The sequence below is a fragment of the Pseudomonas sp. JAI111 genome, assembly GCF_024809425.1.
In the GTDB taxonomy this organism is placed as follows: domain Bacteria; phylum Pseudomonadota; class Gammaproteobacteria; order Pseudomonadales; family Pseudomonadaceae; genus Aquipseudomonas.
On the sequence record NZ_JANUCB010000003.1, the window covers coordinates 439844 to 465308 of the forward strand.

The following is a 25465-nucleotide window of genomic DNA, read 5'->3' on the forward strand; positions in this document are numbered from 1 at the left end:
TGATGAGCATTGCCATCGTGTGGACTGCACTCCTGCAGCAGGAAATCGTTGTCGCCTCTCCGACGTCGCTAAATAACTTTTCCTACGTTGGCACGGTGATAACTATCGTTGCGCTAATCATTTCAATATCCGAAGTTCTGCACAGTGTTCGTTACTCACGCAGCATCAGTGCAGAGGCCAAGAAAGTGCTGAAGGAAGCAAAGGCTGTAGAAGGCGCCTCAGCCGTCAGCGAATGCCTTGCGACGCTCAATGAAGCAGCAGGTTATGTGGACACTGAAAACTATCCATTGGCGCTGAAGTGCTATCAGCATTTCAGAATTCTATTTGCCAAAATACCCGGTACAGGTCAGGAGTTCGAAAGGATTGACAATATCCTTGGAGAAACTGAAATCACCATCAGAAAAGGGATTTTCGCGACGGCAAACGCTCCGCTCGAAAAACCGATCAGAATTCTTCTTCACCACAATCTTGAAAACATCAAAGAAAACCTCGAAAAGGTTAACCCGGCCAGAGGGCGTCAATATGCTACCGCCTAGATTTCTCGATTTCATCAAAGCACTCACCGCGAGAACGGAGAGAGGAGAATTCTCCTGGAGTTATGACGACAACAACTCATTTGTGAAACTCAAGGAAAATGACTTTTCTCTTTCATTGCGTTACAGCTTCAACGCCGACGAGAAATATGCGGAGTACGTTATCTATTACATCGATGAGATCGGAAATAAGGAGCATCGATTTTATACCAACCAAACCTGGAACGACTTCGATTTCATCAGGCGTCTGTTTGATGCGGCACAAGCCTCAGAAATGAGACTTCCTTTTTAACCTTTTGATGAGCGGTGAACACAGACTTCCACCGCTCATCTCGCAAGGCCGCTTACTCCTTGGTCAAATCCACCAACGGCGCCTGCCTTACCTCAGTCTCCCGACCACCCTGAATATCGCTCACCGTCTTCAAAGCCTTATCCACCGCCCCTTTATCCGCCAGCAAGCTATACCGGATCTGAAACTGCTTCTGCTCTTTAACCCCAATCATCGGCACCAGACCAAGCGGCCGCTGATACCGGCGGTTGTAGGAAAAGCTAGTCCCAGGCTCCAATCCGGTGACATAACCCTGCCCTTGCGTATCGGTGTTTTTCCACAGCGAAAACACTGGCAACTGCTGAGTATTAAACCCAACCGACACTCCAAGGCTCCCGGCCTTGTTATGCAGCACGGTCAGCGTATCGCCCTTGGCGTCGCCGTAAGGCACGACGTTGTAAACCGTCTCGTCGTAGTCCTTGGTCGGCGCACGGTAAGTCTGCCAATCCGGCAAATCCCCTTTGGCCTTGTCGTTGAATGGCGACACTTGTTTCACCGGCGCAACAAACCGCGCGCCCTGTTCCAGGAAAGGAGTGCTGAAGTTGCTGTGGTACAGCGCCTGGTATTCCTTTGGATAGTCGCCGTTGTTGGTCAGCGTGTCGTTGAGGGCGAACGCGACGCTGCCGGGTTCGGTGACCAACTCGGTCGCGACGGAGAAGTCGACTTTCTTGAACGCCTGCTCTTTCAGCTCGCCACGCAGGCTGATGGCGTAAGGCGGTTTTTCGTCGATGTGCAGGGTGACTTTGCTGGCGGGGATGTTGGCGGCGCGGCCGTGCAGGGTCAGGAGTTCGCCGTTGTCGATGCCGGGGTGGCCGACCCATTCGTAACCACAGCGGGCGACCAGTTCGTTGAAGCCTTCGAGCCAACCCAGTCCGCCTCGGCCGTTGAGTTCGATGAAGGACGGATTGACCACGTCCTTGACCGGCGAATCCCAGCCCATGCGCACAGTTCCGACCGACGCCTGCAAGACATTCATCCCGCGAGTCGGCACCACCGAGAGTTTCATCGTGCCGTTATCGATGTCGACGATGCTGACGCCCTCTTGCCGACCGCCGTGCAAGGTGCGAAGGGTCACGGAAAAAGGTCGGTCGGTCTTCACCCCGAGTTGTTGGCTGGTGATCTGCCAATTCTGGGGAGCCTTGTCGCTGTCGAGCAGCACGTAATCCCAGGCCAGGGCGTGAGAGGCAGCGGTGAGCGCCCCGAAGGCGATAGCGAGTTTGAGCGGGTTCATGGAGAAAGCCTTTCTTGGAGTTGTGCGTTTTTTATAACGCTGATGAAACGTTTCAGCAAGCTTAAAAAAGCCCCCCTCCTAGCCTTCCCAAGTCAATTCAAATTGACCTCATGCAACCTCTGCACACTTACGCTAGTCTCATACGGTTTTGGACCTCCGCTAATTGACGGCGACATCATTATGACATTAAGGTCACCAGCTAATTGCAGGAGCAAGCGCAGACACCTTTGTCTGTCAATTTTGCGCAACGGAACATATGGAGTTTGAATGCGCGGGGCACTATTACGCAGCGGTAAGAGCGGGTCATTCATTGCCCTGGGCGAAACAGGTCAACCGGTCTACCGGGCTGCCTTGCAATTGCGCGAAGCCATTCGCCGCAAAAATCCTGAGTTGGTCGATCATCTGGCCATCCCTCAAAGCGATGAGCTCGGTAACCAGATCGACTGGTACAGCGGCCTCGACGGCGATGTAATTCCGTGGAGCAGTGCGACCGAAGAAGAACGCGCCCCTGCCCGCCGCCAACTTGAAGCGCTGAAAACCGCGCTCGAAGAGTTGAGCCAGCGTTTCCTGGTCACTGATTCCGGCGAACCGCAGCAAGGCGACAAAGCCGTGTTCGGCAAGCTGCTCAAGCGCGTCATTCATTTCCCCGACGAGAATTTCGTCTACCTGGTGCAGGGCAAACCGGTGCTGACCTTTTGGGGTTTCGAGCATGCCGGTAACGGTACTCGCGATCCCCTGCACTGCCTCTATCAGGTTCCGCCCGCGTTCACGCTTCCACCTGAGGTCGAACCCGCGCCTGCTGTAGTGCCTGTCGTGCCGGTGGTTGCCCGTCCATGGTGGCGTCGCTGGTGGTGGCTGTTACTGCTGCCACTCCTGCTGCTGCTTTTGTGGCTGCTGCTCGGCCTGCGCGGTTGCGTGCCGATTCCGTCGGTGGCGGTAGACCTGCTGCCTGAGGGCATCGTGCCGGTGGAAAAACAACTGGAAGAGCCGAAACTGACTGGCAATGTCACGACGTTGAATGGCGTTCCGGTGAACGGCACTGTGGTGGGCTCCACCACGGGAACCGACACCGCCGTGACCGGAACTCATGGCGTGGAAGCGCCGGCGGTCGAAGGTAGCGAGGCTGACACAGCGCCCGCCGGCGTGACCCAAGATCCCGGCAAAGACCCGGCAGCAGACCCGGCCGCCGAATTGCCAACCACGCCACCCGAAAACAAAACTGCGCCGCCGGATATCACATCGCCCGAGGCCGAAAAATCCACCGCCACAAAACCCGGCCCGCCCCTGAGCATTCCGCCAGATGCAGCCGACGGTGCCGCCAAGTTCCTCGACGGTCAGTTCCGCGCCGGTGCCGGTATTCAGGATCGCCGAACCGGCAAACCCCTGCGTCTGGAGTACCAGCTCAAGGACGGCAAGGGCGAAGTCACCGTGCACCAGGCCGACGGCACCAAGTGCAGCGGGCCAGTGAGCGCTACCATGAAGGGAGGCAGCCTGGCCATCGACAGCCAGGGTCAGGCCGTGTGCGCCGACGGCAGCACTTACGACATGCCCAAGGTCAACTGCCGCAAAGGGGCGACCACAGTCGCAGACTGCACCGGCGGTTATGGCAAAGAACAATTCCCCATGTCCATGCGGCACGTGGCCGAATAAAAACGGAATAACCCGACATGTTGCCTGAAGTCACTCAATTCGAAGACACCGTCACGCTGGTCAGCGATACCGGCATTCAGTTCATGGATTTCGCCCTGCGCCTGGATCCTCGCAAAGAACCGGCGGGCGAGTTCGCGCCGATGATCAGCGGGTTGATCTGCCGCCTGTCGTACAACGAAGAGAAAGACTTCTTTTTCTACGAGCCGGAGCCGGAAAAGGTCGAGAAGGCCAAACCTGCGTTCAGCGTCGACATGAAAAGCAGCCTCGAGCTGCTCGATGGTGTCTGGCTGCCGACCCCGTTTTTCCGCTTCATGCCGCCCCATCGCTTCGATGAAGGTCCGACCAACTGGTCGCGCATGCGCCTGGTGAAACTGGCGACACCCGACATTGACGGCAACACCCACCGTCTGACGATGGCGTTCGACAGCCGTGCGATGCCCAAGCGTGACGGCACTGCTTACCTGGCGCCAAACGAAGAAGACATCAGCTCTGGCGTGTCCTTCAAACTGGCGACCAAGGCCAGCGAGACCCGTTGGTTCCTGGCCCAGCCGTGGGTCAACGAATGGCTGCTGGAAGTCTTCAACGAGGGCAATGCCCACCGTTCGCGCGCAGAACTGGACAACGATATCCGCGCCAACTATCACCTGGCGCACTACCTCAATTTGCTCAGCCTGTTGAGCACACCGTCAGCCGCCCAGCAATCGACGGTCCGTGCAAAAGTTGAAATACCCGAGCTGAAAGTGGTCGCCAACGACAGCAACGGCTTGGTCAAACCGATTCCGGTGGACCTGGTGCTGGACGTCGGCAACTCGCGCACCTGCGGCATTCTGATCGAGAACCACGGTCAGGCCGGCTCCGGGCTGAAGCAGAATTACGTGCTGGAACTGCGCGACCTGATCACCCCTGAGCACACCTACAACCTGCCGTTCGAAAGCCGCGTCGAATTCGCCCAGGCGTATTTCGGCAAGGACCATTGCTCGGTCAAGAGCGGCCGGCACGATGCCTTCCAGTGGGCGACGATCGCCCGGGTCGGCAACGAGGCCAGCCGTCTGGCCAGCCGTCGTCGCGGCACCGAAGGCTCCACCGGCCTCTCCAGTCCGAAACGTTACTTGTGGGATGAAAACGCCTACGGCCACGGCTGGCGCTTCAACTGCTCGTACATCAAGACCGACAGTGAACCGTACGCCACCGCCGCGCCGTTCTCGCACCTGATCAACGAAACCGGCGAGGCGCTTTACAGCCTCGAAGAAGACGATCGTCTGCCGGTGTTCATGCCGCGTTATTCGCGCAGCTCGCTGATGACCTTCATGCTCGCCGAAGTGCTGGCCCAGGCGCTCTCGCAAATCAACAGCCCGGCCCAGCGCTCGCGCCAGGGGCATACCCGTGTGCCGCGCCAGCTCAACAGCATCACCCTGACCGTGCCGCCGGGCATGCCCCAGGCCGAGCGCAGCATTCTCAACGAACGCATGCTGCAAGCCATCGGCCTGGTGTGGAAAAGCCTCGGCTGGCATACCGGCGAGGAAGACCCTCATTTGGATCAGGCCGTCAGCCCGCGCACGCCGATCCCCAGCATCCGCGTGGAATGGGACGAGGCCTCGTGTGGCCAGTTGGTGTACCTGTACACCGAGGTCAACGAGAATTTCGCCGGTCACCCGGAAGAGTTTTTCGACACCATCGCCCGGCCTGACAAGGTCGATCGCGAACGCATCACCCTGGCGACCATCGACATCGGCGGCGGTACTACCGACCTGGTGATCACCGACTACCGCCTCGACCGCGCCGGCAACACCGGCAGCGGCAGCAACGTGCACATCGTGCCCGAGCAGCGTTTTCGCGATGGCTTCAAAGTGGCCGGTGATGACATCCTGCTGGACGTTATTCAGGACTTCATCCTGCCGAGCTTCGAAAAAGCCTTGCAGAACGCCGGCGTGAAAGCCCCGGATTCGCTGATGTCGCGGCTGTGCGGCGACGAATCGGTCAGCGCCCAGGACATGATCCTGCGCCAGCAATTGAACCTGCAGGTGTTCGTCCCGCTTGGCCTGGCGCTGCTCAAGGCGTACGAGCACTACGATCCGCAGGTCCCGCAAGAAGTCACCCCGCAAAGCTATCGCCAGTTGCTCGGTGACAACGCGATCAGCCAGACCGTGCTCGACTACGTCAACGCCGCCGTGCGCCGCGATGTCGGTGGTCAGAACGGTTTCGACCTGTATGCCGCGCCGATCAGCTTCGACCTGCAGAAGCTCCACGCCGCGTTCCTCAACGACCAGATCAACATCACCAAGATTCTCGGTGCGCTATGCGAAGTGGTCGCGCATTACCCGTGCGACGTCCTGCTACTGACTGGCCGCCCTTCGCGCCTGCCCGGCATCCAGGCGTTCATTCGCAAGGTGCTGCCGCTGCCACCGGGCCGCATTCTGGCGCTGCAAAACTACCGCACCGGCGGCTGGTATCCGTTCCACAAGAACGGCCGGATCGATGACCCGAAAAGCACCGCGTCAGTCGGCGCGATGCTCTGCCTGCTCTGTGCCAACCATAGCGTGCCGAACTTCTACTTCCGTGCGTCGGCGCTCAAGCCGTATTCGACGGTCAAGAACATCGGCGTGATCGACCTGAACAACGTGATCAAGGATGCCGACGTGCTGTACCGCGACATCCAGTCCGAAGACTACAAAATCAAGCTGCCGGAAATCGGCGTGGGTGAAGCCGCCGACACGCCACAACTGGAAATGCGCGGCGATCTGCGCCTCGGTTTCCGCCAACTGGCCGCTGACCGCTGGGCCGCCTCGCCGCTGTACACCTTGCGGTTCACCAAGGCCGGTCGGGAGAAGTTTTCCCGGGCGATCGGTGAAAACGGCAGTGCGCCGTTGCTCAAGGTACGGTTCGAGGTCAAGCCGGCGGACAAGTACACCCGCAAGCAGGATCTGGTCAGCGACCGCCTCTCGGTTCGCAACATCGAATCCAACTGTAACAACGTCAACTTCAACCCGCGCAGCGACCTCGAGCTGGAACTCAACACCATGCTCGACGCCGGCCTGAGCGAGACCAAGTACTGGCTCGACAGTGGAAGTGTGAAACGCAAATGAATGACCTGACCCCCGATCAAACTCAGCTCTCTGCCAGTTGGGCCGCTGTTTATGAAGGCGCCGGTCAGGCGCTGGACTGGATTGCCCAGACGCGCGGCAACGCGCCGCGCCTGGACAGCGAAGCCGACAACCTGAACATCCGCCTGCATCGTGCCCGCAACCTGGCTCACAGCCTGGGTCGCGTGGCCTGCACGCCGATGACTATCGGCTTTTTCGGCTTGTCCCAGGCCGGTAAGTCCTACCTGATTTCGGCGCTGGCGGCCGGTCAGAACGGCAAACTGGAAACCGATTTCGGTGGCCAGCGCCTGGACTTCATCAAGCACATCAACCCGGTGGGTGGTGGCAAGGAAGCCACCGGCCTGGTGACGCGGTTCAGTCGTCGCGCCACGCCGAGCCAGGATCCGCAGTTCCCGGTCGAGCTGACGCTGTTCAAGGAAATCGAGCTGGCGAAGATTCTCGCCAACTCCTGGTTCAAGGATTTCGACCTTGAACGGATTTCCTACGAGATCGACGAAGAGCGCATCCAGCGCGTACTGAAACCGTTCGAAGGACGCGAGACCGGACCGTTGCAACCGGGCGTCAGTGCCGACGACCTGGTGTCGCTGTGGGATTACCTGCGGGATAACTTCCGCAACTCGGTGAAAAAGCTTGAGCACCTGTATTGGCCGACGGCGTTGCAATTGGCGCCGCGCCTGAACTTCCAGGAACGCGCCGAGCTGTTTTCGATCCTTTGGGGTGAGCAAAGCGAGCTGACGCGTGTGTACCAGCAACTGGCCGGTGCGCTGCACAGGCTGGGTCTGCCCGAAACCGTGTTCGCCCCGCTGCACGCCTTGGTGAGTTTCGAAAACGACACCTACAGCCAGCGCGACAGCATCATGAACGTCGACATCCTCGAGCGCTTCGGCAGTCCGCAGGACTTGCCGATAGACGTGCGTCCCCAGGTCGATGGTCGCCTGCAAAACAGTCAGGGCATCCCGGTCGCGCAACTGGCGGCACTGACCGCCGAGATGACCTTCGGCCTGATCGAGGCTCCGGCGGACGACATCGTCAACCAGGTCGACTTGCTGGACTTCCCCGGTTATCGCGGACGCAAGAAGCTGCACGAGATCGCCGACTCCCGCGACCCGGAATCCAGCACCAAGGACAACTCCGTCTCGCAGCTGATTCTGCGTGGCAAAGTTGCTTACCTGTTCGAACGCTACACCGATAATCAGGAAATGAACGCGCTGGTGGTCTGCACCGGCTCGACCAAGCAGAGCGACGTCAATGATGTCGGCCCGGTACTGACGCGCTGGATCGAGAAGACTCAAGGCGCCGATGCCGCCGCTCGCAGCAAACGCGACACCGGCCTGATCTGGGCGCTGACCATGCTCGACCTGCGCATCACCAACTCGCTGAGTCTGACCCCTGATCAGTACGACGAGAGCTGGAACGGCATGGTCAAGCTGACCATGCTCGAGCGCTTCGGCAGCCTGAGCTGGATGAACGATTGGGCCGGCACACCGTTCCAGAACACCTTCCTGGTGCGCAAACCGCGGATGGACGCGGCGTTCATCGTACAAGATGAAAGCGGCGCCGAAACCGGCCTCAATGCCAGCTATCAGGATCGTGTCGACGCTTTGGGCGCGAGCTTTGCTGACAACGAACTGGTGCGCAAACACATCAACAGTCCCGCCAATGCCTGGAAAGAAATGCTGCGCAACGATGACGGTGGCATCAGCCACTTCAGCAGCAGCTTCAAGGGCGTGGCCAACATTGAATTCAAGTTGCAACGCATCCGCGAGCAATTGAGCGAATGCCTCGAAGGCCTGACCACTCACGGCCTGAGCACCTGGTACCACGCCGACGCCGATGGTGCCGCCGCCGCGAAGAAAGCCCAGGCACAAATGATTCTGACCGGCCTCGGCCGTCGCCCGGCAGTGCTCGGCGAGCTGATCGATCAACTCGACATGCCGAGCGAAGAGGTGCGCGACCTGTACCTCAGCGGTGTGTATGAAACCGATGACGAGCCGGCCGCGAACGATGAACCTGTCGCCCCGACACCGAGCCAGAGCCTGTACGGCAACGACGCCGGGTTTGATTTCGATTTCGGTGATGACACAAGCCCTGCAGCACCGGTCAGCAACAACAACGCCGGCGCCCTGGCGCCCGAGCTGCAAAGCAACGAGCACCGTTTCGCCAAAGCCGCCTTCAAGGCCTGGATCGCGCATTTGCGTGAACTGACCACCCGCCAAAGCCTGCTCAATCTGCTCGGTCTGGAAAAGGCCTTGCTCGAAGCGGTGGTCGACGAACTGATCACCGCCGGCTATCGCCAGGACTTGCCGGGGCAACTGAGCCGCGCCGTCCTCAAGCGTGCACAAAGTGGCGCGCGGCGCGATCAACTGGTCGAGCGTCAGGTATTCGAAGTGCAACGTGTGCTGCGTGATTTCGTGTCCTGGTTCGGCTACCTGCAGAAACCGGTGAACGAGCGCCCGAACAGCCGCGCCGGTGCCAAGGCGCCGCTGTTCTCGTTCTACACCGACGTTGGTCCGGGACAAGTGCCCGTGCTGCCAGCACAGCCGGCGAACCAGGCGCAGCGCTACCTCGGCGACTGGCTCTCGGGCCTGGCCTATATCACGCAGGACAATGCCGGCCATGGTGCCGGACGTGAAATCACCCCTGAACAGAACGAACGGCTGGGCAAAGTGCTCACAGCCTTCGCAGCGAGATAAGTAATGCCAATTCGTGTCGACCTGCTCGCGTTAGAGCCCAATGTGCCTGGCAAGGCCCGCCTTACTGTGAAGAAGTGGCAGGGTGGCGAGGAACAGCTGGAGTTTTCCATTCAGCGTAACCAGGACGGTTTTTACCTCCAGGACCACAAGGCCTGGAGCAACAATCCATTCTGGTTCAAGGTCTCGCGTTTCAACGTCACGGCCAGCGGCGATGGCCTGGAAGCGCAGGTCGGCCCGGACGTGGTCGACCCGCTGCTCGAAGGTGGCGCCAACTCGCAATTCCAGATTGAACTGCGCGAGCAGAGCCACGGCCACGCCGACAAAGGCGTGGTTCGCCCAGGCGTTGGCGTGTTGCCGTCCACGGCCGGCGGTCAGACGCGCTCGACGTATGGCGGCGCCGAACTGACCGCGCCGAGTGCACCGGCACCGGAAATCCTGGAAATCCCGGAGCTGCCTGAGCTGGTCCTGTCCTCCGCCGAGCCCGAAGTGGAGCTGGAGTCAGTGCCCCACGAGCCCGACTACGCACCACCTCCCCGTCCGGTGAAGAAAAGCAACAAAGGCCTGATCGGCCTGCTGATTGTCGTGCTGTTGTTGCTGGCTGCGGGTGGCGGATTCTGGTTCTACAAACGCACCCCGGCGCCTGCCCCGGTGGCCGCCAACCCTGCCGCCGCACCGGCCGGCGCTGATGCTCAAGCCTGTACCGTGGAGAGCATGAACAGCCTGCCTGAATTGACCTTCGTCCAGACCTGCATCAAGGCGGCGCCCGACAGTGCCAAGTTGCTGGAGATCATCAACCAGGCCAAGGCCGGCAAACACTGCGGCGTCGCCCAACGGCTGTACGCCAACCGTGCCCAGGCCGGTGACGCGCTGATCGCCAACGCTTATGCCCGCGAATACGACCCTAAATACCTGAAGGCCAGCGAGTGCTTCCCGACTGCCGACAACGCCACCGCCGCCTATTGGTACGAAACCATCCTCACCCAGGACCCGAACAACACCGAAGCCAAGCAGCGTTTCGAGGAGTTGCAGAAGTGATGCGTTCTCCCCTGAGTCGATTCCTGTTGAGCGGCGCCGCCCTGTTGGCGCTGTGCATCAGCCCGCTGTCCCAGGCCGATGACAAACCGCTGATCCAGGCTGGTAAAAAAACCTTGTTCCAGCGCGTGCTGACTACCCCCGGCTGCAAGATCAGCCCGACGGCGGGCGGTGCCGCCGGTGACGAACAGCCGGTGTTCAGCCGCTTTTATGTGTACGAACGCGCCCAAGCGAACAACGCGGAATGGCTGAAAGTCGGCCCCGACAGTTATGGCAAAACCATTGGCTGGTTGCCCGCCGGCTGCACCACCGACTGGAAAATGCAGCTGACGCTGGCCTTCACGAACCCGGCCAACCGCGACCGGCTGCTGTTTTTCAAGGACCGCGCCACCGTCGAAGGCATCCTTGATGCGCCGGACCCGGTCAGCAAAGTCGCGCCACTGCGGGCCACACTGAAAAAAGGCCAAAAAGCACCGGGCGTACTGGCTGAAGAACCTGAATACTTTGTCGACCTGCAAAAGCAGTTCTACCTGCTGCCGGTGCTCAGTGGCGAAGAAGTCATGACCGAAAGCGGTTTCCGCACGCGCCTGCTCAACGTCGCGTCAGTCAGCAAGCCGGATGACAAGAATGCCACGGGCGGTGCGGCAAACATCGCGGCCGGCGGCAAGGCAGCAGCGGACAAAACGTCCAACCAACTGAAAGAATTCAGTGCGGCGGTGGTGTTTGTCATCGACTCGACGATTTCGATGGACCCGTACATCGACCGCACCCGCGAGGCGATCCGCAAGGTTTATCAGCAGATCGAAGCGCAGAACCTCGGCAAGCAGGTCAAGTTCGGCATGGTCGCTTTCCGCTCCAACACCCAAGCGGTGCCGGGGCTCGAATACACCACCAAGATGTACGCCGACCCTACCAAGGTGAAAGACAGCGCCGACTTCCTCGCCAAGGTCGCCGACCTCAAGCAGGCCAAAGTCTCCAGCAGCAGCTTCGATGAAGACGCCTTTGCCGGTGTCATGGAGAGCATCGACAAGGTCGACTGGAGCCAGTTCGGCGCACGCTACGTGGTGCTGATCACCGACGCAGGCGCCATCGAAGGCGACGACAAATTGTCGAAGACCGGTTTGAGCGCCTCGCAGGTTCGCCTCGAAGCGGCCAATCCGGGCGTGGCGATCTACACGCTGCACCTGAAAACCCCAGCCGGGGTCAAGGATCACGCCAAGGCCGAGGCGCAGTACCGGAACCTGTCGACCTACCCAGGCACCAACACCTCGCTGTATTACCCGGTGAACGCCGGTGACGTTCAGGAGTTCGGGCACAAGGTCGACGCCTTGGCCACCGCGATCACCTCCCAGGTGAAAGCCGCCTACATGGGTGAAGACGCCATCGGCAGCGCCGCGAACGCCAAGCAGGACCCGGCCGAGAAGAAAATGCTTGAGGACGCGGCCCTGATCGGCCACGCCATGCAACTGGCCTATCTCGGTGAGAAGACCAACAGCAAGGCGCCGCCAGTGTTCAAGGCGTGGATCACCGACCGTGACCTGATCAAGCAGAACATCCCCACCACCGACGTGCGGGTGCTGCTGACCAAGTCCCAGCTCAGCGACCTGAGCGACGTGATGAAGAAAATTCTCGACGCTGCCAACGAAGGCCTGATTTCGCCGACGGAAATGTTTGATCGCCTGCGTTCGGTTGCCGCGACCATGGGCGCCGATCCGAATCAGCTCAAGCAGAACAGCAACGCCAAACTGGCGGACATGGGCGTGCTCGGTGAGTACCTGGAGGACCTGCCCTATCAGAGCGAAGTGCTGAACCTGGACGAAGAAACCTGGAAGAGCTGGGACGGTCTGGCGCAAGAGAAATTCATCCGAACGCTGAACACCAAACTTCGGCATTACCAGCGTTACAACGCTGACGTCGACCGTTGGGTGGCTTTAGCCAAGGACAGCGATGCGCGGGATAACGTGTACCCCGTGCCACTGGAAATGATGCCTTAACGAGACGCTGATGCTCGATATCAAGAACCTGCTGGTGCGCCGTGGTGAAGGCGCGCTGGCCCATCACGTGCGCCTGCCCCACTTGCAGATCGGTGCCGGGGAAATCCTCGCCATTACCGGCGAGAGCGGCAGCGGCAAAAGCACGTTGCTCGAAGCCATCGGCCTATTGCTGGCGCCGATGGAGCTCGAGCGGTTTCGGTTGGGCGCGGCGCAGGGTCAGGATATCGCCCAACTGCTAGCCAACGACGACCAGCCAGCCTTGGCGACCGTGCGCTCGCGACACTTGGGGTTCATTTTGCAGAGTGGCGGCTTGCTGCCGTTCCTGAGCGTACGGGACAACATCAGCCTGCCGCGCCGGTTGCTCGGGATGCCGGCAAAGAGCGAGCACATCGACCATGCGGTTGACGTGTTGCGCCTGCAAGGATTGCTGGATAAAAAACCCCAGGCCTTGTCGATCGGCGAGCGTCAGCGCGTTGCCTGCGTGCGGGCAATTGCCCATGAACCGTTGTTGCTGTTGGCCGACGAACCCACCGCTGCGCTCGACCCCCACAGCGCCCGGCGCTTGTTCGAGTTGTTGCTGAGCCTGGTGTCGAGCATGGGTTTGAGCGCGCTTGTTGTGTCCCATGACTGGGCCTTGCTGAAGGATTTCGGCTTGCCGCGACTCGGTGCGATCAGCCGTGAGGGAGAGACATCGTTTGAACCGATGGACTGAACGACTGCGCCTGCTGGTCTCACTGGCCCTGCAAGACCTCTGGCACGACCGCAAGGTGTCGCTGTGCATCGCCGCGTCGCTGGTGGCTGTGATTGCGCCGTTGTTGCTGCTGTTCGGGCTCAAGCACGGGGTGGTCAGCCAGTTGCAGGACGAACTGCTGCGCGACCCGCGCAACCTTGAAGTGAAGATGCTCAGCAACGGCAACTACGACACGGCCTGGATCGAGCGTTTGCGCCTGCGCCCCGAAACCGGTTTTGCCCTCGGCCAGACGCGCTCGCTCAATACCCAGGCTGACCTGCTGATCGGCATGCAACGGTTTGTAGAAGGCGCCGAGATCATCGCCACCGAACCGGGCGATCCACAGCTGAACCTGTCGTCGCTAACCCCTGTCGGTAATCAAGTGATCCTCAGCGCCAGCGCCGCGCAACGTTTACAAGCCAAGGCCGGCGACAGTGTGCAACTGCGTGCGTTGCGTCGTCTGGAAGGTGTCAATGAACGAGGAGAGATGACCCTGACGGTACTGGCGGTGCTCGACGGCGCCCGCTTCGGCCGCGCGGCCGGGTTTGTCGCCCCGCCGCTGCTGCTGGATCTGGAGCGCTTTCGCGACGGTTATCAGGTCAGCGCATTCGGCATCGAAACCGGCAAGCCTTTGGGCGATCTGCAACCGCTGTATGCCCGCGCTCGCGTCTATGCCCGTGACATCGATCAAGTCGCACCGCTGGAGCATTGGCTCAACGAACAACACATCGAAACGTCGAGCCGGTTGGCCGACATCGACAACGTCAAAGCCATCAACCATGTGCTGGGGCTGATCTTCGGTGTGATCGCCATGGCGGCGCTGATTGGCTGCGTGGCGTCAATGGTCGGCGCGTTTCTGGCCAACATCGACCGCAAACGCAAAAGTCTCGCGGTCCTGCGTCTGTTAGGTTTCAAGCGTCGTGCTGTTGGCGGTTTCGTGGTCCTGCAAGCGCTGGCACTGAGCCTGGCCGGCTACGTTGGCGGACTGGGGTTTTATGCCGTCGGCAGTCATCTGTTCGACTATTTGCTCGGCAGCAGTCAGGCCACCGGCACCTTCGTTTGCCACATCACTGTCTGGCATGGCCTTGCCGCCCTGCTCCTGACTTTTTTGGTCGCTGCATTGGTGGCCGTGATCGGCGCCCTGCGAGCCATCAACATCCAACCTGCGGAGAGTCTGCGTGAGCTATAAACGTTTTGGCTTGCTGTTACCCCTGAGCCTCGGCTATTTGCTCGACGCCTCGGCGGCGGGCTGGGAAGAGAAGTTTTACAACCCGATGCCGGACGCTGCCGATGTGGTGCTGCCGATGCCCTGCGAAGGCTCGATGGTGTTTCGCAAGGTGTTCATCCCGGTGGCCGGGCCGCTCGACGACTACCCGATCAACATTGGTCAGGACGGCGCGGAATACGGCTACGTCGAACAGACTCGACCGACGTTCATCGCCGGTAGCTTTACGGGTGGCAAGAACGACAAATCCCGCTATTACCTGATGGCCAAGTACGAGATGAGTCAGCTGCAATACGCCGCGCTGACCGAAGCCACCTGCCCCACCGCCGCCACCAAACTACGCGTGCCGCAGACGGCCGTGAGCTGGGTGCAAGCCATCGAAGCCGCCGACAAGTACAACCTGTGGCTGCGCAAAAACGCGGCCGACAAGTTGCCCAAGGAAGACGGCGCGCAGGGCTTCTTGCGCTTGCCGACTGAAGTCGAGTGGGAGTTCGCCGCACGTGGTGGGCTGGAAGTCGGTGCTGCAGAGTTTCGCGACACGCACTACCCAATGCCTGAGGGCATCAATGCCTATGAGTGGTTCGCCGGGGCGCAATCGTCCAACGGCAAAGTGCAGTTGTCCGGTCTGCAAAAGCCCAATCCGTTGGGTCTGCATGACATGCTCGGCAACGTCGACGAAATGATGTTCGAGCCGTTTCGCCTGAACAAACTTGATCGCCAGCACGGTCAGGCCGGCGGCTATGTGGTGCGAGGCGGCAACTACCTGACCGCCCAGGCCGACCTGCGAACTGCGTTGCGCAAGGAAGAGCCGTATTACAACGCCGACGGTCAGGTGAAAAACAAAACCACCGGCCTGCGCCTGGTGCTGGTCTCACCGACCCTGACTTCTCGCGAGCGTGTCGCCAGCATCGAAAGCAGCTGGAAAAAACTCGGCACCGGCAGCAAGGAAACCGAATCGGCCGACAAAGGCACGGTGCAATCCCTGAACTCGCTGGCCTCGGGCGTGGAAGACAAGGCGCTCAAGGAAAAACTCCAGGCCCTGGAAAACCAATTGCGCGCCAGCAACCAGCAGCAGGAAGAAACCCGCGATCAGGCGATCCGCGCCAGCCTCAACCTGGGTGCGTTCCTGTGCACCAAGATGCTCGACGACGGCCAATACGTGGATTTCTTGCAAAAGAACTACAAACTCAATTGCGAAAGCGCTGAAAAAGACGCTAGCTGCGACATGCGCAAAGGCAAGCTTGAGGAGCAGAAGGATCGCCTGCATAAACTCAGCCGTTACTACGCCAGCAGCCTGGTGGAATCGGCGACCTTGTACGGCCAGCCGCTGCTTGAAGCGCAGGTCCCGGTGATGGAAGAAATCATCACCCGCAACAAACAGCTGCAAGAACTCAAACCCTATTTGCGCACCCACTGGGCCAATCAGAAGACCTTCCTGCAAAAGCAGAAAATCGACACGGACGCCTGGCTGACCAGTTGTAAAACCGTCACTCAATAACTCACCTCAACAAAAACAGTTAACACCGTCATCAAGGAGTCTCACCATGTCGCGCAGCCTTTGGACTCGCTTCAAGCTACAAATCGCTTTCGTTGTCGCCGGCAGCCTGCTGCTGACTGGTTGCGCCAACACCGGTAGCTCCATGCTCGGCGACAGCGACGGAACCGACCCCCGCCTGACCCAGGGCCAGGACGCTGAGTTCTTCAGCAAGTCCGGCTACCAGGCCTGCGCCGTCGGTGCCGGTGTCGGCATCCTCGCTTGCGCACTGTCCAACAGCAACAACAAGGGTGTGTGCGCCATCGCCGCCGGTATTACCGCGTGTGGCGTGGCCATGGGCGCGAACTACTATCTGGATCAGCGTCGCAGCGAATACGCCGACACCTCAACCCGCTTGGCAAAAATGAACAGCGACGTCGAACAAGACACCCAGAACGTGATCGCCCGTACTGCGACCGCTCAGCAAGTGATCAATGACGACCAGGCGCAGATCGCCCAGATCAAAAAGGACATCGCCAACAAGAAAGTCGACAAAGCCAAGGCCCAGGTGCAAATCGCCGAGATCGATTCCAACATCGCGCGCCTGCGCAAAGACCTCGGCAACATGCGCACCAAAGTCACCGAGTACACCAAAGTGGCAGACGCCGAGCGTGCACAAGGCGCCACCGGCGCCGAGATCAAGCAGGTGGACATGAACATTAAGAAAATGAACCAGAAAGTCGCCACCCTGCAAAAGGAAGTCGACGGTCTGTACTCCCAACGCTCCGCGATCACCTTGGGCTAAGCACATGACGCTACGACCACTGGCGCTCCTCACCGCCGTCCTGGCTTTGAGCGGTTGCGCGACCAAGCCCGGCGAATGCGATGCGACCAATCGCGACAGCAGCATGCTGACCAAAATGAACTGCGACTACTCCGGCGGCTACAGCGATCAGGTCAAGCAGAAAGAACAGGCCCTGTCTGCCTCTCGCCAGGAAAACGCCATGTTCCGCCAGGTCTACGAGAACATTCAGGCCCAGCAACTAAGCACCAAGACCGACCTGGCCAGCCAGCAGAAATCCCAGGCGGCGCTGAACCAGTCGCTGAGTCAGTTGCTGTCCTCCCTGAAAGCCCGGCATGCCAATGAAAGCCAGGTGCAGAAGCAGATCGCCGGGCTTGAGCAGCAGCTCAAGGCCTCGCAGGCGGCGCCCGCGACCAAGGCCTCGCCCGCGACGCTGGCCGCCAAGCAGGAGCAGCTGAAGGTCTTGCAGAAAAAGGTCAACCAACTGCAATTCAGCCTCGGTTACGAAGAGTAACTTTTCACCCCGCCGGCCTCCCGAGGGAGGCCGGCACCTTTTTCAGGAATCGTCGTCATGCAGCGGGTCATCAGGGATGCGCAAGCCACACCGGAGGGGATGAGTGCGCTGCAAGCCAAAGTCGCCCTCATCCAGAAACACTTTCCGCCGACCATCGCCAGCCTCTTCGCCATTCCGCGAATGGGCAGCGGTGACGTGCTGGAATGGTGGACCGAACTGGGTGGTCAACCCACGCCCTATGCCGACCTCAACGAGGACGCGCAACGACGTTTGCTGGAAACCTATGAAGTGCGTCAAACGTCCCTAGGACAGCTGGCGGACGAACTGCAAAGACGCGGTCAAGCGACGGAAGCGCAAGACCTGCGCAGCCTGCTCGGCACGCCCGAACTGGACAAGCTTTACAGCCTTAATGGCGAGCCGCTGGTGGTGCGCTGGAACCAGCGTCCGCCCAAACCGATCGTGCCGCCGGTGGTTCCTGTCGTGCCGGTCGTACCGCCGTCGCGCCGTGGCTGGTGGATTGCGGCGGCCCTGCTGGCGCTGCTGTTGTTGCTTCTGGCGCTGTGGCTCTGGTGGTTCCTGCACCGTGAACCGGTTGTCGTGGTTTCACCGGTAGCGCCGGTGGTGACGCCTGTGGAGAAACCGGTAGAGAAACCGGCTGAACCGGTTCCCGAGCCTGTCGTGGAACCGGAACCTGCTCCGGAACCAGAACCGGTGCCCGAACCAAAACCAGTGCCGCCACCCAAGCCGGTCCCACCACCAAAACCGGTCGTGGCCGCGCCGCCACCGCCACCTCCACCTCCAGCCCCGACGCTGGATAACTACGCATGCCGCAAAAAAGCGCCTGATGCCGTGCCCCCGCAATTTGTCGTGGTACTGGACACCTCGGGTTCGATGGATTTGAACATCAAGTCGGTGAAAGCCGACGAGGACTGGTTCTTCGGCAACGAGCTGAACAAGTACCTGGACCCGAACCGCACCATGCAGATCTTCGCCAAGCCCAGCCGCATGGACGTCGCCAAGGAATCGCTGGCGGGCATGATCAATGGGCTGGACCCGAAGATCGACACGCGCCTGATCACCTTCGCCGGTTGCGAAAGAACACCGGACCAGGGCGTGTTCAAGCTTGGCGACCGCCCGCGGCTGATCAACGGGATTCGCGGCCTGGTTCCCAACGATGGCACACCACTGGCTGACAGCCTGGCCTACGCCGCCAGCAAGGTCGACGGGCGCAATAACGATGCAGTGATCGTGATGTTCGTCGACGGCGAGGACGGTTGCAATAAAGACGCCTGCGCGGTATCCCGTCGCATCGCCAGGGAACAGCCACGCCTGCGGGTCAACGTGGTGAAAATCGGCACCGGTGGCCCGTCACGTTGCATCGCTGAAAATACCGGTGGCCGGGTTTACAGCAGCACCAATGCGGCTGAGCTGGGTAGCCAGTTGAAACAGGCGACGAAGGAAGTGTCGAGTAATGCCAAGTGCGACTAGTTGTGGGCCTATCCTGAATTGAGGTGACCCCATCGCGAGCAAGCTCGCTCCCACACTGGATTTGTGATCGACACAAAACCCTGTGGGAGCGAGCTTGCTCGCGAAGGCGATTTCAGCCGCTACTCAACGAAACCGGTCAACCTCTTGACGCAAGTCCGCCGCCAGCTTCTCCAGCTCTTTAGCGGTAACGGCCAGGTTCGACACCACTTCACGCTGCTCGCTGTTGGCCAGCGCAATGCTTTGCAGGTTGCTGCTGAGCAAGGTCGCGGTGCTGCTCTGTTCCTGAGTCGCCGTGGTGATCGCCGCGAATTGCTCGCCGGCCGAGCGGCTTTGTTCGTCGATGCGCGCCAGGGCCGAGGCCACGTTGGCGTTACGCGACAGGCCTTCCTGCATTAACAGGTTGCCTTGCTCCATGGTGCTGATCGCGTTACCGGTTTCCTGCTGGATGCTATGAATCATCACGGAAATTTCATCGGTGGCCTGGCGAGTGCGCGACGCCAGGTTGCGCACCTCATCAGCCACCACCGCAAAGCCGCGACCTTGCTCGCCGGCACGCGCCGCTTCGATGGCCGCGTTCAGCGCCAGCAGGTTGGTTTGTTCGGCGATCGAGGTAATCACGCCGACGATGCCGCCTATTTCCTGGGAGCGCTGACCGAGGGTGTTGATCACGGTGGCGGTGCTGTTCAGGGCGCCAGCGATTTGCTCCAGAGACGAGGACGCTTCGTCCATTGACGTGCGACCGATCTGGGTTTGTTGTGCGTTTTCCTGGGCCAGGCGCTGGGTGCTGCCCATGTTGTCGGCGATGTTAAGCGAGGTTGCACTGAACTCTTCCACGGCACCGGCCATGCTGGTGATTTCGCCGGACTGTTGCTCCATCCCTTCATACGCACCGCCGGACAAGCCGGACAACGCCTGAGCGCGGCTGTTGACCTCGCCGGAGGCCTTGCGGATGTGCTCGACCATCGTCGACAGCGCTTGGCTCATCTGGTTGAAGGCGCGGGCCAGCTGACCAATCTCGTCATTGCTAGACACGTTCAGGCGAACGCTCAGATCACCGGCGCCCAGCGCTTCGGCCTGGCGCACCAGATCGCCCAGCGGCGCGAGTTTGCTGCGCAGCAACCAGACCGCCGAACCCACGGCAATCAACATCGCCAGCAAACTGCCGATCGCCAGTTGAATGCCAACGCTCCAGGTCACGGCGCTGATTTCGGTTTTTGGCATGCTCGCCACCACCGACCAAGGGCCGCCGTCGAACGGCACGGCCACGCTGTAGAAGTCTTCGGACTTGTCGCTCCAGAAATCGCCCTTGCCCGGCTTTTTCGCCAGGCCGGTGATGGCCGGGACTGCTTTATCGAGCGCCTGCACGCCCGCAATCGGCACCAGCCACTTGTTCTGCTCATCCAGCAGCGCCAGGGAACCGGTCTGGCCGATGCGGAAGCGTTTGAGGTTTTCGAACTGCGCGTTCTGCGCATCGGTGTAATCGAACCCTACGAACAACACGGCAATCACCTTGCCGCTGCTGTCGCGTACAGGGGTGTACTGAGTCATGTAGGAGCGATCGAAGAGCAAGGCGCGACCGACGTAGCTCTGGCCCGCCATCAACCGCGCATAGGCCGGGTTGGCGTGATCCAGCAAGGTGCCGATGGCCCGGTTGCCATCCTGCTTGGTCAGGGAGGTACTGACCCGGACAAAGTCTTCGCCACTGCGCACGAACACTGTCGCGACGCCCGCCGTCATTTGCTTGAACTCGTCGACTTCCTTGAAGTTGTTGTTCAACACTTCGCTGCCCAGGTGCAAGCCCGGTGCCTGCGTACCCGCCACGGCCAAAGGCTCATCCGGGTGCAAGCTCAGACCCGCACTGAAGCGTTTCTCGAACAGGCCGGCCAGGCGCTGGGTGCTTTCACGCAACGTGCCGTGAAAGGTGCTCAATTGGTCGGCCAGCAACCGGGCTTCGCTCGCCAGGTGCTCCTCGCGGGTGGCGAGGTTGGCGCTGTCCAGCGAACGCAGGGCGAATACGGTACTGCCAGTGATGACAATCGCCAGAATCACGGCAAGCGCAAGACCAAGCTGTGAGGCGATCCGGGCACGGGGTTGAGACATGACAGCTCCTGGCCGAGCGACCAGATAATCCTGATCACGATGCACACTCGGCAATATTCAAAGGGAATTGCGACGAACCTGCACGAAGGCTCCATCTGCAGATATTCGGCGGCAAACCTGAATACTTGAGTAAAAAACGAGGATATGGCTCAAGGCCGCTACCACTGGAGCTCTATCGATTCAGCTCAGGTGATCGACATCCGGTAAATCCATGGCCCGGACCTCCCCGAGCAGGAAATCGCTGAGGCGGCGCAAACGTTCACCTCCCGGACGGGTTTTCGGCCAGACCAGGTAATAATTCTCACCGCTGGCCACGGCGGTCGGCCACGGCAAACTCAGACGACCCTGCGCGACATCTTCCGCCACCATCAGCAAATCGCCCATGGACACACCGTAACCCCGGGCTGCCGCGATCATGCCCAGCTCCAGTGTGTCGAAGACCTGCCCGCCCTTGAGCGACACCTGATCATCCACGCCCATGCGCACCAGCCACGTGCGCCAGTCGCGGCGGTCCGGCGTCGGGTGCAGCAGTTCGGTACTGGCCAGACGCGCAACGTCCCACGGCTGATCCTTCAACAGATTGGGCGCGCCCACGGGAATCAGCTCCTCGGGAAACAACAACGTCGCCTCCCAGTCCGGCGGGAAATGCCCGTTGCTGAGGATCACCGCGCAGTCGAACGGTTCTTGATTGAAGTCCACCGAATCGATGTCCATCCAGGCGCTGGTCAGTTGCACCTCGTTGCCCGGCTGCAAGTGGCGAAAACGGCTGAGCCGCGCCAGCAACCAGCGCATGGTCAGCGTCGACGGGGCTTTCATGCGCAGGATGTCGTCTTCGGCGCGCAAGGTATTGCAGGCACGTTCCAGGGCGGTAAAACCGTCACGAATGCCGGGAAGGATCAGGCGCGCCGACTCTGTCAATTGCAGGTTGCGTCCGCTGCGGTGAAACAGACGACAGGCGAAATGCTCTTCGAGCGTACGAATATGCCGACTGACCGCACTTTGGGTGATCGACAGTTCTTCCGCCGCACGGGTAAACGAGCTATGCCGCGCCGCCGCTTCAAATGCGCGCAAGGCATACAACGGTGGAAGACGACGGGACATCGGCAAAGCTCCTGAGGCGCAGTTGCACAACGTTAGCAGAAACCTGTCAGCATGAGTTTGACTCATGCCACCCATCCTTTTTATCCCTTTGTGCAATCCCCGTGAAGCGCCGAGAATCAGCGTTCTCCTGATTTCCTTGGGGTTTCCTTTTTCTCTTCGATAGTCGAGCGTGATGATCATGCAGCATCCAGCACGTACCGAACTCTGGGCCATCCTGCGGCTGGCGGGGCCGCTGATTGCCTCGCAGTTGGCGCACATGCTGATGGTCCTCACCGACACCTTGATGATGGCGCGCCTGAGTCCCGAAGCGCTGGCCGGTGGTGGCCTGGGTGCGGCGACGTATTCGTTTGTGTCGATCTTCTGCATCGGCGTGATCGCCGCAGTCGGCACCCTGGTGGCGATCCGTCAGGGCGCCGGCGATATCCTCGGTGCTGCGCGACTGACCCAGGCCGGGTTGTGGCTGGCCTGGCTGATGGCGCTGGTGGCCGGGTTGCTGCTGTGGAACCTCAAACCAGTGCTGCTGCTATTCGGCCAGACCGAAACCAACGTCCACGCTGCCGGCCAGTTCCTGCTGATCCTGCCGTTCGCCCTGCCCGGCTACCTGAGCTTCATGGCCCTGCGCGGATTCACCAGCGCCATCGGCCGGGCGACGCCGGTGATGGTCATCAGCCTGGGCGGCACCGTGGCCAACTTTCTGCTCAACTATGCGTTGATCACCGGGATGTTCGGCCTGCCAAAACTGGGCCTGATGGGCATCGGTCTGGTCACGGCCATCGTCGCCAACCTGATGGCCGTGGCGCTGGCGCTGCACATCCGTCGGCATCCAGCCTACGACGCTTATCCGCTGCGCCAGGGCCTGTCGCGGCCTAACCGTCAGTACTTGAAAGAGCTGTGGCGCCTCGGCCTGCCCATCGGTGGCACCTACGCGGTCGAAGTCGGGTTGTTTGCGTTCGCGGCGCTGTGCATGGGCACCATGGGCAGCACGCAACTGGCCGCGCACCAGATCGCCCTGCAGATTGTTTCCGTGGCGTTCATGGTACCGGCGGGGATTTCCTATGCGATCACCATGCGCATCGGCAAGCATTACGGCGCCGGGCAGTTGCTGGGTGCGCGGCTGGCGGGTCGGGTCGGGATTGCGTTCGGGGCTGCGTCGATGCTCGGCTTCGCGATGGTATTCTGGTTGTTGCCCAATCAGTTGATCGGCTTGTTCCTGGACCACAACGACCCGGCATTTCGCGACGTCATCAACCTCGCTGTGAGCCTGCTGGCGGTCGCCGCATGGTTCGAGCTGTTCGACGGTACGCAAACCATCGCCATGGGCTGCATTCGCGGGCTCAAGGACGCCAAGACCACGTTCCTGGTCGGACTCGGCTGCTATTGGCTGATCGGGGCACCGGCCGCATGGTGGATGGCGTTCAATTTGAACGGGGGGCCAACGGGCGTCTGGTGGGGGTTGGCGCTGGGCCTGGCGTGCTCGGCGGTGAGTCTGACGCTGGCGTTCGAGTGGAAGATGAAGCGGATGATTCGGCGCGAGCCTGCGTCGCAGCGTTTCGAGATCCCCCAGACCGAATGAAGATCCCTGTAGGAGTGAGCCTGCTCGCGATGAGGCCGTGTCAGTTAACATTCATGTTGACTGATATTGCGCTATCGCGAGCAGGCTCACTCCTACAGGGGTTTTGGTTCAGCTCACGACGCCCAGCGCCGGCTGCTGGTCGCTGTCAAACGTCAAATACTCAACCAGTTCCGTCAGCGGCAGCGGCTTGCTGATCAGGTAACCCTGCACCTGATCGCAACCAAACCCTCGCAGCAAATTCAGTTGTTCTGTGGTTTCCACACCTTCAGCGACCACTTCAAGATTGAGGTTGTGCGCCAGGTTGATCATCGCGTGCACCAGTTTGCGATTCTCTTCACGTTCTTCCATGCCGCCGACGAAGCTCTTGTCGACCTTGAGCAGGGCAATCGGCAGGCTGTTGAGGTGCACGAAGGACGAGAACCCGGTGCCGAAGTCATCCAGAGAAAAGCGCACGCCCAGCCGCCCGAGCGCATCCATGGTCTGCTTCACCAGGTCGCTGCGGCGCATCACCGCGGTTTCGGTCAGCTCGAACTCCAGCCATTGCGCCTCGACGCCGCGCTCGGCAATCAGCCGGCTCAGGGTCGACAACAATTGGCTGTCCTGGAACTGACGGAACGACAGATTGATCGCCATGTGCAACGCCGGCAACCCGCGCTCGCGCAGCGCCTGCATGTCGCGCAGGGCGCGGGAAATCACCCAGTAACCGAGCGGCACGATCAAACCGCTTTGCTCGGCCAGCGGCACGAATTCGCTGGGGGCCAACAAACCACGCTCGGCATGGCGCCAGCGCACCAGCGCTTCGAGGCCGACGATTTTGCCGTCCTCAAGGTTCAGGCGTGGCTGGTAATGCAGCTCCAGTTCGTCACGACGCAAGGCACGGCGCAGCTCGCTTTCGAGATCGGCCATGCTGCGGGCATTACGGTTGATGCGTTCATTGAAGATATGAAAGGTGCAGCCCTGAGTGCTTTTGGCTTGCTGCATGGCGATGTGCGCGTGCCACATCAGAGGGTCGGCGCCAGCCTGGGCCCGGGCATGGGCGATGCCCAGGCTGGAACCGATCAACAGGCTTTCGCCATCGACCCAATAAGGTTCGGCCAGGGCTTCGGTGATGCGTTCGGCCATCCATTCGGCGCGTTGCGGCGCACGACGGGTGTCGATCAGCAGAGCGAATTCGTCGCTGCCAAGTCGTGCCAGTTGATCGCTGGCCTCAAGCTGACTTTTCAGCCGCGCGACCACTTGCAGGATCAACCGGTCGCCGGCCTGATGGCCGAGGGCATCGTTGGCGTGACGGAAGTTGTCGAGATCCAGGTGCCCGAGGGCCAGGCCGCGGCCGTCGTTTTCCGCCAGACGCGCTGCCAGCAAGGTCTGGAAACCCTGACGGTTGGCGATGCCGGTGAGCGGGTCTTGCTCGGCCAGACGCTGCAAGGTGTTTTCCAGCACACCGCGCTCACGCACGTGGCGCAGGCAACGGCGCAGCATGCCGGGATCGAGATGATCGCGCACCAGCCAGTCGCTCACGCCATCGGGCGGCGACGTCGGTTCGTGCTCGAGCAGCAACACCGTCGGCAGGTTGCAACGGCCGGGCGCAGGCTGCAGGGCAGGAATCGTCAACAACACCGCACCGCGGTTGTCATCGAACAGACTGCTGACCGAGTCCCAGCTCGGAGCGCTGATGAGCACGGCCGAGCTCCCCATCGGAGCCAGACACTCGCGCAACAACGCTGCCCACGCTGGCTCTTCGGCCAGTAGCAGCAAACGCAAGGGTTCGACAGGCGTAGACAAGCTAGCTCCCTAGACTCTGCAAAGATGTAGGCGGCAGGCATTATGCCGCGCCGCCAACCAATGACCAAATGACATCAGTTTTCAAGCGAGGCTTTGTGTCTGGAATACGAACAT

18 protein-coding genes are annotated in these 25465 nt (G+C 60.7%); 14 read left to right on the forward strand and 4 right to left on the reverse strand.

Annotated features, from left to right (window positions below; genetic code table 11):
* Positions 1 to 2 precede the first annotated feature (2 nt).
* Together HNR03_RS12975 and HNR03_RS12980 are read left to right on the forward strand one after the other, a co-directional pair.
* The gene (locus HNR03_RS12975; RefSeq protein ID WP_259153984.1) at positions 3 to 536 is read left to right on the forward strand and encodes a hypothetical protein; all 534 of its coding nucleotides are present in this window, start codon (positions 3 to 5) and stop codon (positions 534 to 536) included.
* Positions 523 to 825, forward strand: a complete 303-nt coding sequence (locus HNR03_RS12980) for a hypothetical protein (RefSeq protein ID WP_090178112.1) — start codon at positions 523 to 525, stop codon at positions 823 to 825. Before HNR03_RS12975 ends, HNR03_RS12980 begins: the two co-directional genes overlap by 14 nt.
* Before the next feature lie 52 nt (positions 826 to 877).
* On the opposite strand, the gene HNR03_RS12985 is transcribed toward HNR03_RS12980, so the two are convergent.
* A complete protein-coding gene (locus tag HNR03_RS12985) occupies positions 878 to 2092 on the reverse strand; it encodes an aldose 1-epimerase family protein (protein ID WP_259153988.1) in 1215 nt (404 codons plus the stop codon).
* Positions 2093 to 2359: 267 nt separating this feature from the next.
* Between HNR03_RS12985 and HNR03_RS12990 the strand changes: the two genes are divergently transcribed.
* Genes HNR03_RS12990 through HNR03_RS13040 form a run of 11 tightly spaced genes read left to right on the forward strand, consistent with a single transcriptional unit; the run spans position 2360 to position 18795 of the window.
* A complete protein-coding gene (locus HNR03_RS12990; RefSeq protein ID WP_259153989.1) occupies positions 2360 to 3742 on the forward strand; it encodes an SrfA family protein in 1383 nt (460 codons plus the stop codon).
* A 17-nt stretch (positions 3743 to 3759) separates the two neighbouring features.
* A complete protein-coding gene (locus HNR03_RS12995) occupies positions 3760 to 6825 on the forward strand; it encodes a virulence factor SrfB (RefSeq protein ID WP_259153992.1) in 3066 nt (1021 codons plus the stop codon).
* A complete protein-coding gene (locus tag HNR03_RS13000; protein WP_222589002.1) occupies positions 6822 to 9536 on the forward strand; it encodes a putative virulence factor in 2715 nt (904 codons plus the stop codon). Before HNR03_RS12995 ends, HNR03_RS13000 begins: the two co-directional genes overlap by 4 nt.
* A gap of 3 nt (positions 9537 to 9539) precedes the next feature.
* Positions 9540 to 10571, forward strand: coding sequence for a hypothetical protein (locus tag HNR03_RS13005; RefSeq protein ID WP_259153994.1), 1032 nt, complete (start codon positions 9540 to 9542; stop codon positions 10569 to 10571).
* A complete protein-coding gene (locus tag HNR03_RS13010) occupies positions 10571 to 12562 on the forward strand; it encodes a vWA domain-containing protein (protein ID WP_259153997.1) in 1992 nt (663 codons plus the stop codon). Before HNR03_RS13005 ends, HNR03_RS13010 begins: the two co-directional genes overlap by 1 nt.
* A 10-nt stretch (positions 12563 to 12572) precedes the next feature.
* Entirely contained in the window at positions 12573 to 13274 is a 702-nt protein-coding gene (locus tag HNR03_RS13015; protein WP_259153999.1) for an ABC transporter ATP-binding protein, read from the forward strand.
* Positions 13258 to 14481 carry an ABC transporter permease gene (locus HNR03_RS13020; RefSeq protein WP_208670896.1) on the forward strand — a complete coding sequence of 408 codons (1224 nt, stop codon included), beginning with the start codon at positions 13258 to 13260 and terminating at the stop codon, positions 14479 to 14481. Before HNR03_RS13015 ends, HNR03_RS13020 begins: the two co-directional genes overlap by 17 nt.
* On the forward strand, positions 14471 to 16015 hold the full coding sequence (locus HNR03_RS13025; RefSeq protein WP_259154003.1) for a formylglycine-generating enzyme family protein: 1545 nt from the start codon (positions 14471 to 14473) through the stop codon (positions 16013 to 16015). The genes HNR03_RS13020 and HNR03_RS13025 overlap by 11 nt, the downstream gene beginning before the upstream one ends.
* Positions 16016 to 16061: 46 nt before the next feature.
* Entirely contained in the window at positions 16062 to 16796 is a 735-nt protein-coding gene (locus HNR03_RS13030) for a hypothetical protein (protein WP_259154005.1), read from the forward strand.
* 4 nt (positions 16797 to 16800) lie between these two features.
* Entirely contained in the window at positions 16801 to 17307 is a 507-nt protein-coding gene (locus HNR03_RS13035) for a hypothetical protein (RefSeq protein WP_208670893.1), read from the forward strand.
* Between the two features lie 57 nt (positions 17308 to 17364).
* Positions 17365 to 18795, forward strand: coding sequence for a VWA domain-containing protein (locus HNR03_RS13040; protein ID WP_259154006.1), 1431 nt, complete (start codon positions 17365 to 17367; stop codon positions 18793 to 18795).
* Positions 18796 to 18918: 123 nt separating this feature from the next.
* Here HNR03_RS13040 and HNR03_RS13045 read toward each other — a convergent pair whose 3' ends face one another.
* Positions 18919 to 20895 (reverse strand): methyl-accepting chemotaxis protein, encoded by a 1977-nt coding sequence (locus tag HNR03_RS13045; RefSeq protein ID WP_259154008.1) that lies wholly within the window; start codon positions 20893 to 20895, stop codon positions 18919 to 18921.
* Positions 20896 to 21075: 180 nt separating this feature from the next.
* Positions 21076 to 21996, reverse strand: coding sequence for a LysR substrate-binding domain-containing protein (locus HNR03_RS13050; RefSeq protein ID WP_259154012.1), 921 nt, complete (start codon positions 21994 to 21996; stop codon positions 21076 to 21078).
* 178 nt (positions 21997 to 22174) lie between these two features.
* Here HNR03_RS13050 and HNR03_RS13055 point away from each other — a divergent pair, with 178 nt between their 5' ends.
* Positions 22175 to 23569: a NorM family multidrug efflux MATE transporter gene (locus tag HNR03_RS13055; protein WP_259154013.1), complete on the forward strand. Its 1395-nt coding sequence runs from the start codon at positions 22175 to 22177 to the stop codon at positions 23567 to 23569.
* A gap of 108 nt (positions 23570 to 23677) precedes the next feature.
* Here the strand turns inward: HNR03_RS13055 and HNR03_RS13060 are convergent, their stop codons facing one another.
* Positions 23678 to 25351 (reverse strand): bifunctional diguanylate cyclase/phosphodiesterase, encoded by a 1674-nt coding sequence (locus HNR03_RS13060; protein ID WP_259154015.1) that lies wholly within the window; start codon positions 25349 to 25351, stop codon positions 23678 to 23680.
* Between the last annotated feature and the right edge of the window lie 114 nt (positions 25352 to 25465).

What these genes read in the sequence shown, in the direction of transcription:
- HNR03_RS12975 (WP_259153984.1), top strand. Translation starts at nt 3, where the DNA reads ATGAGCATTGCCATCGTGTGGACTGCACTCCTGCAGCAGGAAATCGTT.
- HNR03_RS12985 (WP_259153988.1), bottom strand. Translation starts at nt 2,092, where the DNA reads ATGAACCCGCTCAAACTCGCTATCGCCTTCGGGGCGCTCACCGCTGCC.
- HNR03_RS13000 (WP_222589002.1), top strand. Translation starts at nt 6,822, where the DNA reads ATGAATGACCTGACCCCCGATCAAACTCAGCTCTCTGCCAGTTGGGCC.
- HNR03_RS12980 (WP_090178112.1), top strand. Translation starts at nt 523, where the DNA reads ATGCTACCGCCTAGATTTCTCGATTTCATCAAAGCACTCACCGCGAGA.
- HNR03_RS13055 (WP_259154013.1), top strand. Translation starts at nt 22,175, where the DNA reads ATGCAGCATCCAGCACGTACCGAACTCTGGGCCATCCTGCGGCTGGCG.
- HNR03_RS13040 (WP_259154006.1), top strand. Translation starts at nt 17,365, where the DNA reads ATGCAGCGGGTCATCAGGGATGCGCAAGCCACACCGGAGGGGATGAGT.
- HNR03_RS13010 (WP_259153997.1), top strand. Translation starts at nt 10,571, where the DNA reads ATGCGTTCTCCCCTGAGTCGATTCCTGTTGAGCGGCGCCGCCCTGTTG.
- HNR03_RS13005 (WP_259153994.1), top strand. Translation starts at nt 9,540, where the DNA reads ATGCCAATTCGTGTCGACCTGCTCGCGTTAGAGCCCAATGTGCCTGGC.
- HNR03_RS13045 (WP_259154008.1), bottom strand. Translation starts at nt 20,895, where the DNA reads ATGTCTCAACCCCGTGCCCGGATCGCCTCACAGCTTGGTCTTGCGCTT.
- HNR03_RS13035 (WP_208670893.1), top strand. Translation starts at nt 16,801, where the DNA reads ATGACGCTACGACCACTGGCGCTCCTCACCGCCGTCCTGGCTTTGAGC.
- HNR03_RS13030 (WP_259154005.1), top strand. Translation starts at nt 16,062, where the DNA reads ATGTCGCGCAGCCTTTGGACTCGCTTCAAGCTACAAATCGCTTTCGTT.
- HNR03_RS13050 (WP_259154012.1), bottom strand. Translation starts at nt 21,996, where the DNA reads ATGTCCCGTCGTCTTCCACCGTTGTATGCCTTGCGCGCATTTGAAGCG.
- HNR03_RS12990 (WP_259153989.1), top strand. Translation starts at nt 2,360, where the DNA reads ATGCGCGGGGCACTATTACGCAGCGGTAAGAGCGGGTCATTCATTGCC.
- HNR03_RS12995 (WP_259153992.1), top strand. Translation starts at nt 3,760, where the DNA reads ATGTTGCCTGAAGTCACTCAATTCGAAGACACCGTCACGCTGGTCAGC.
- HNR03_RS13015 (WP_259153999.1), top strand. Translation starts at nt 12,573, where the DNA reads ATGCTCGATATCAAGAACCTGCTGGTGCGCCGTGGTGAAGGCGCGCTG.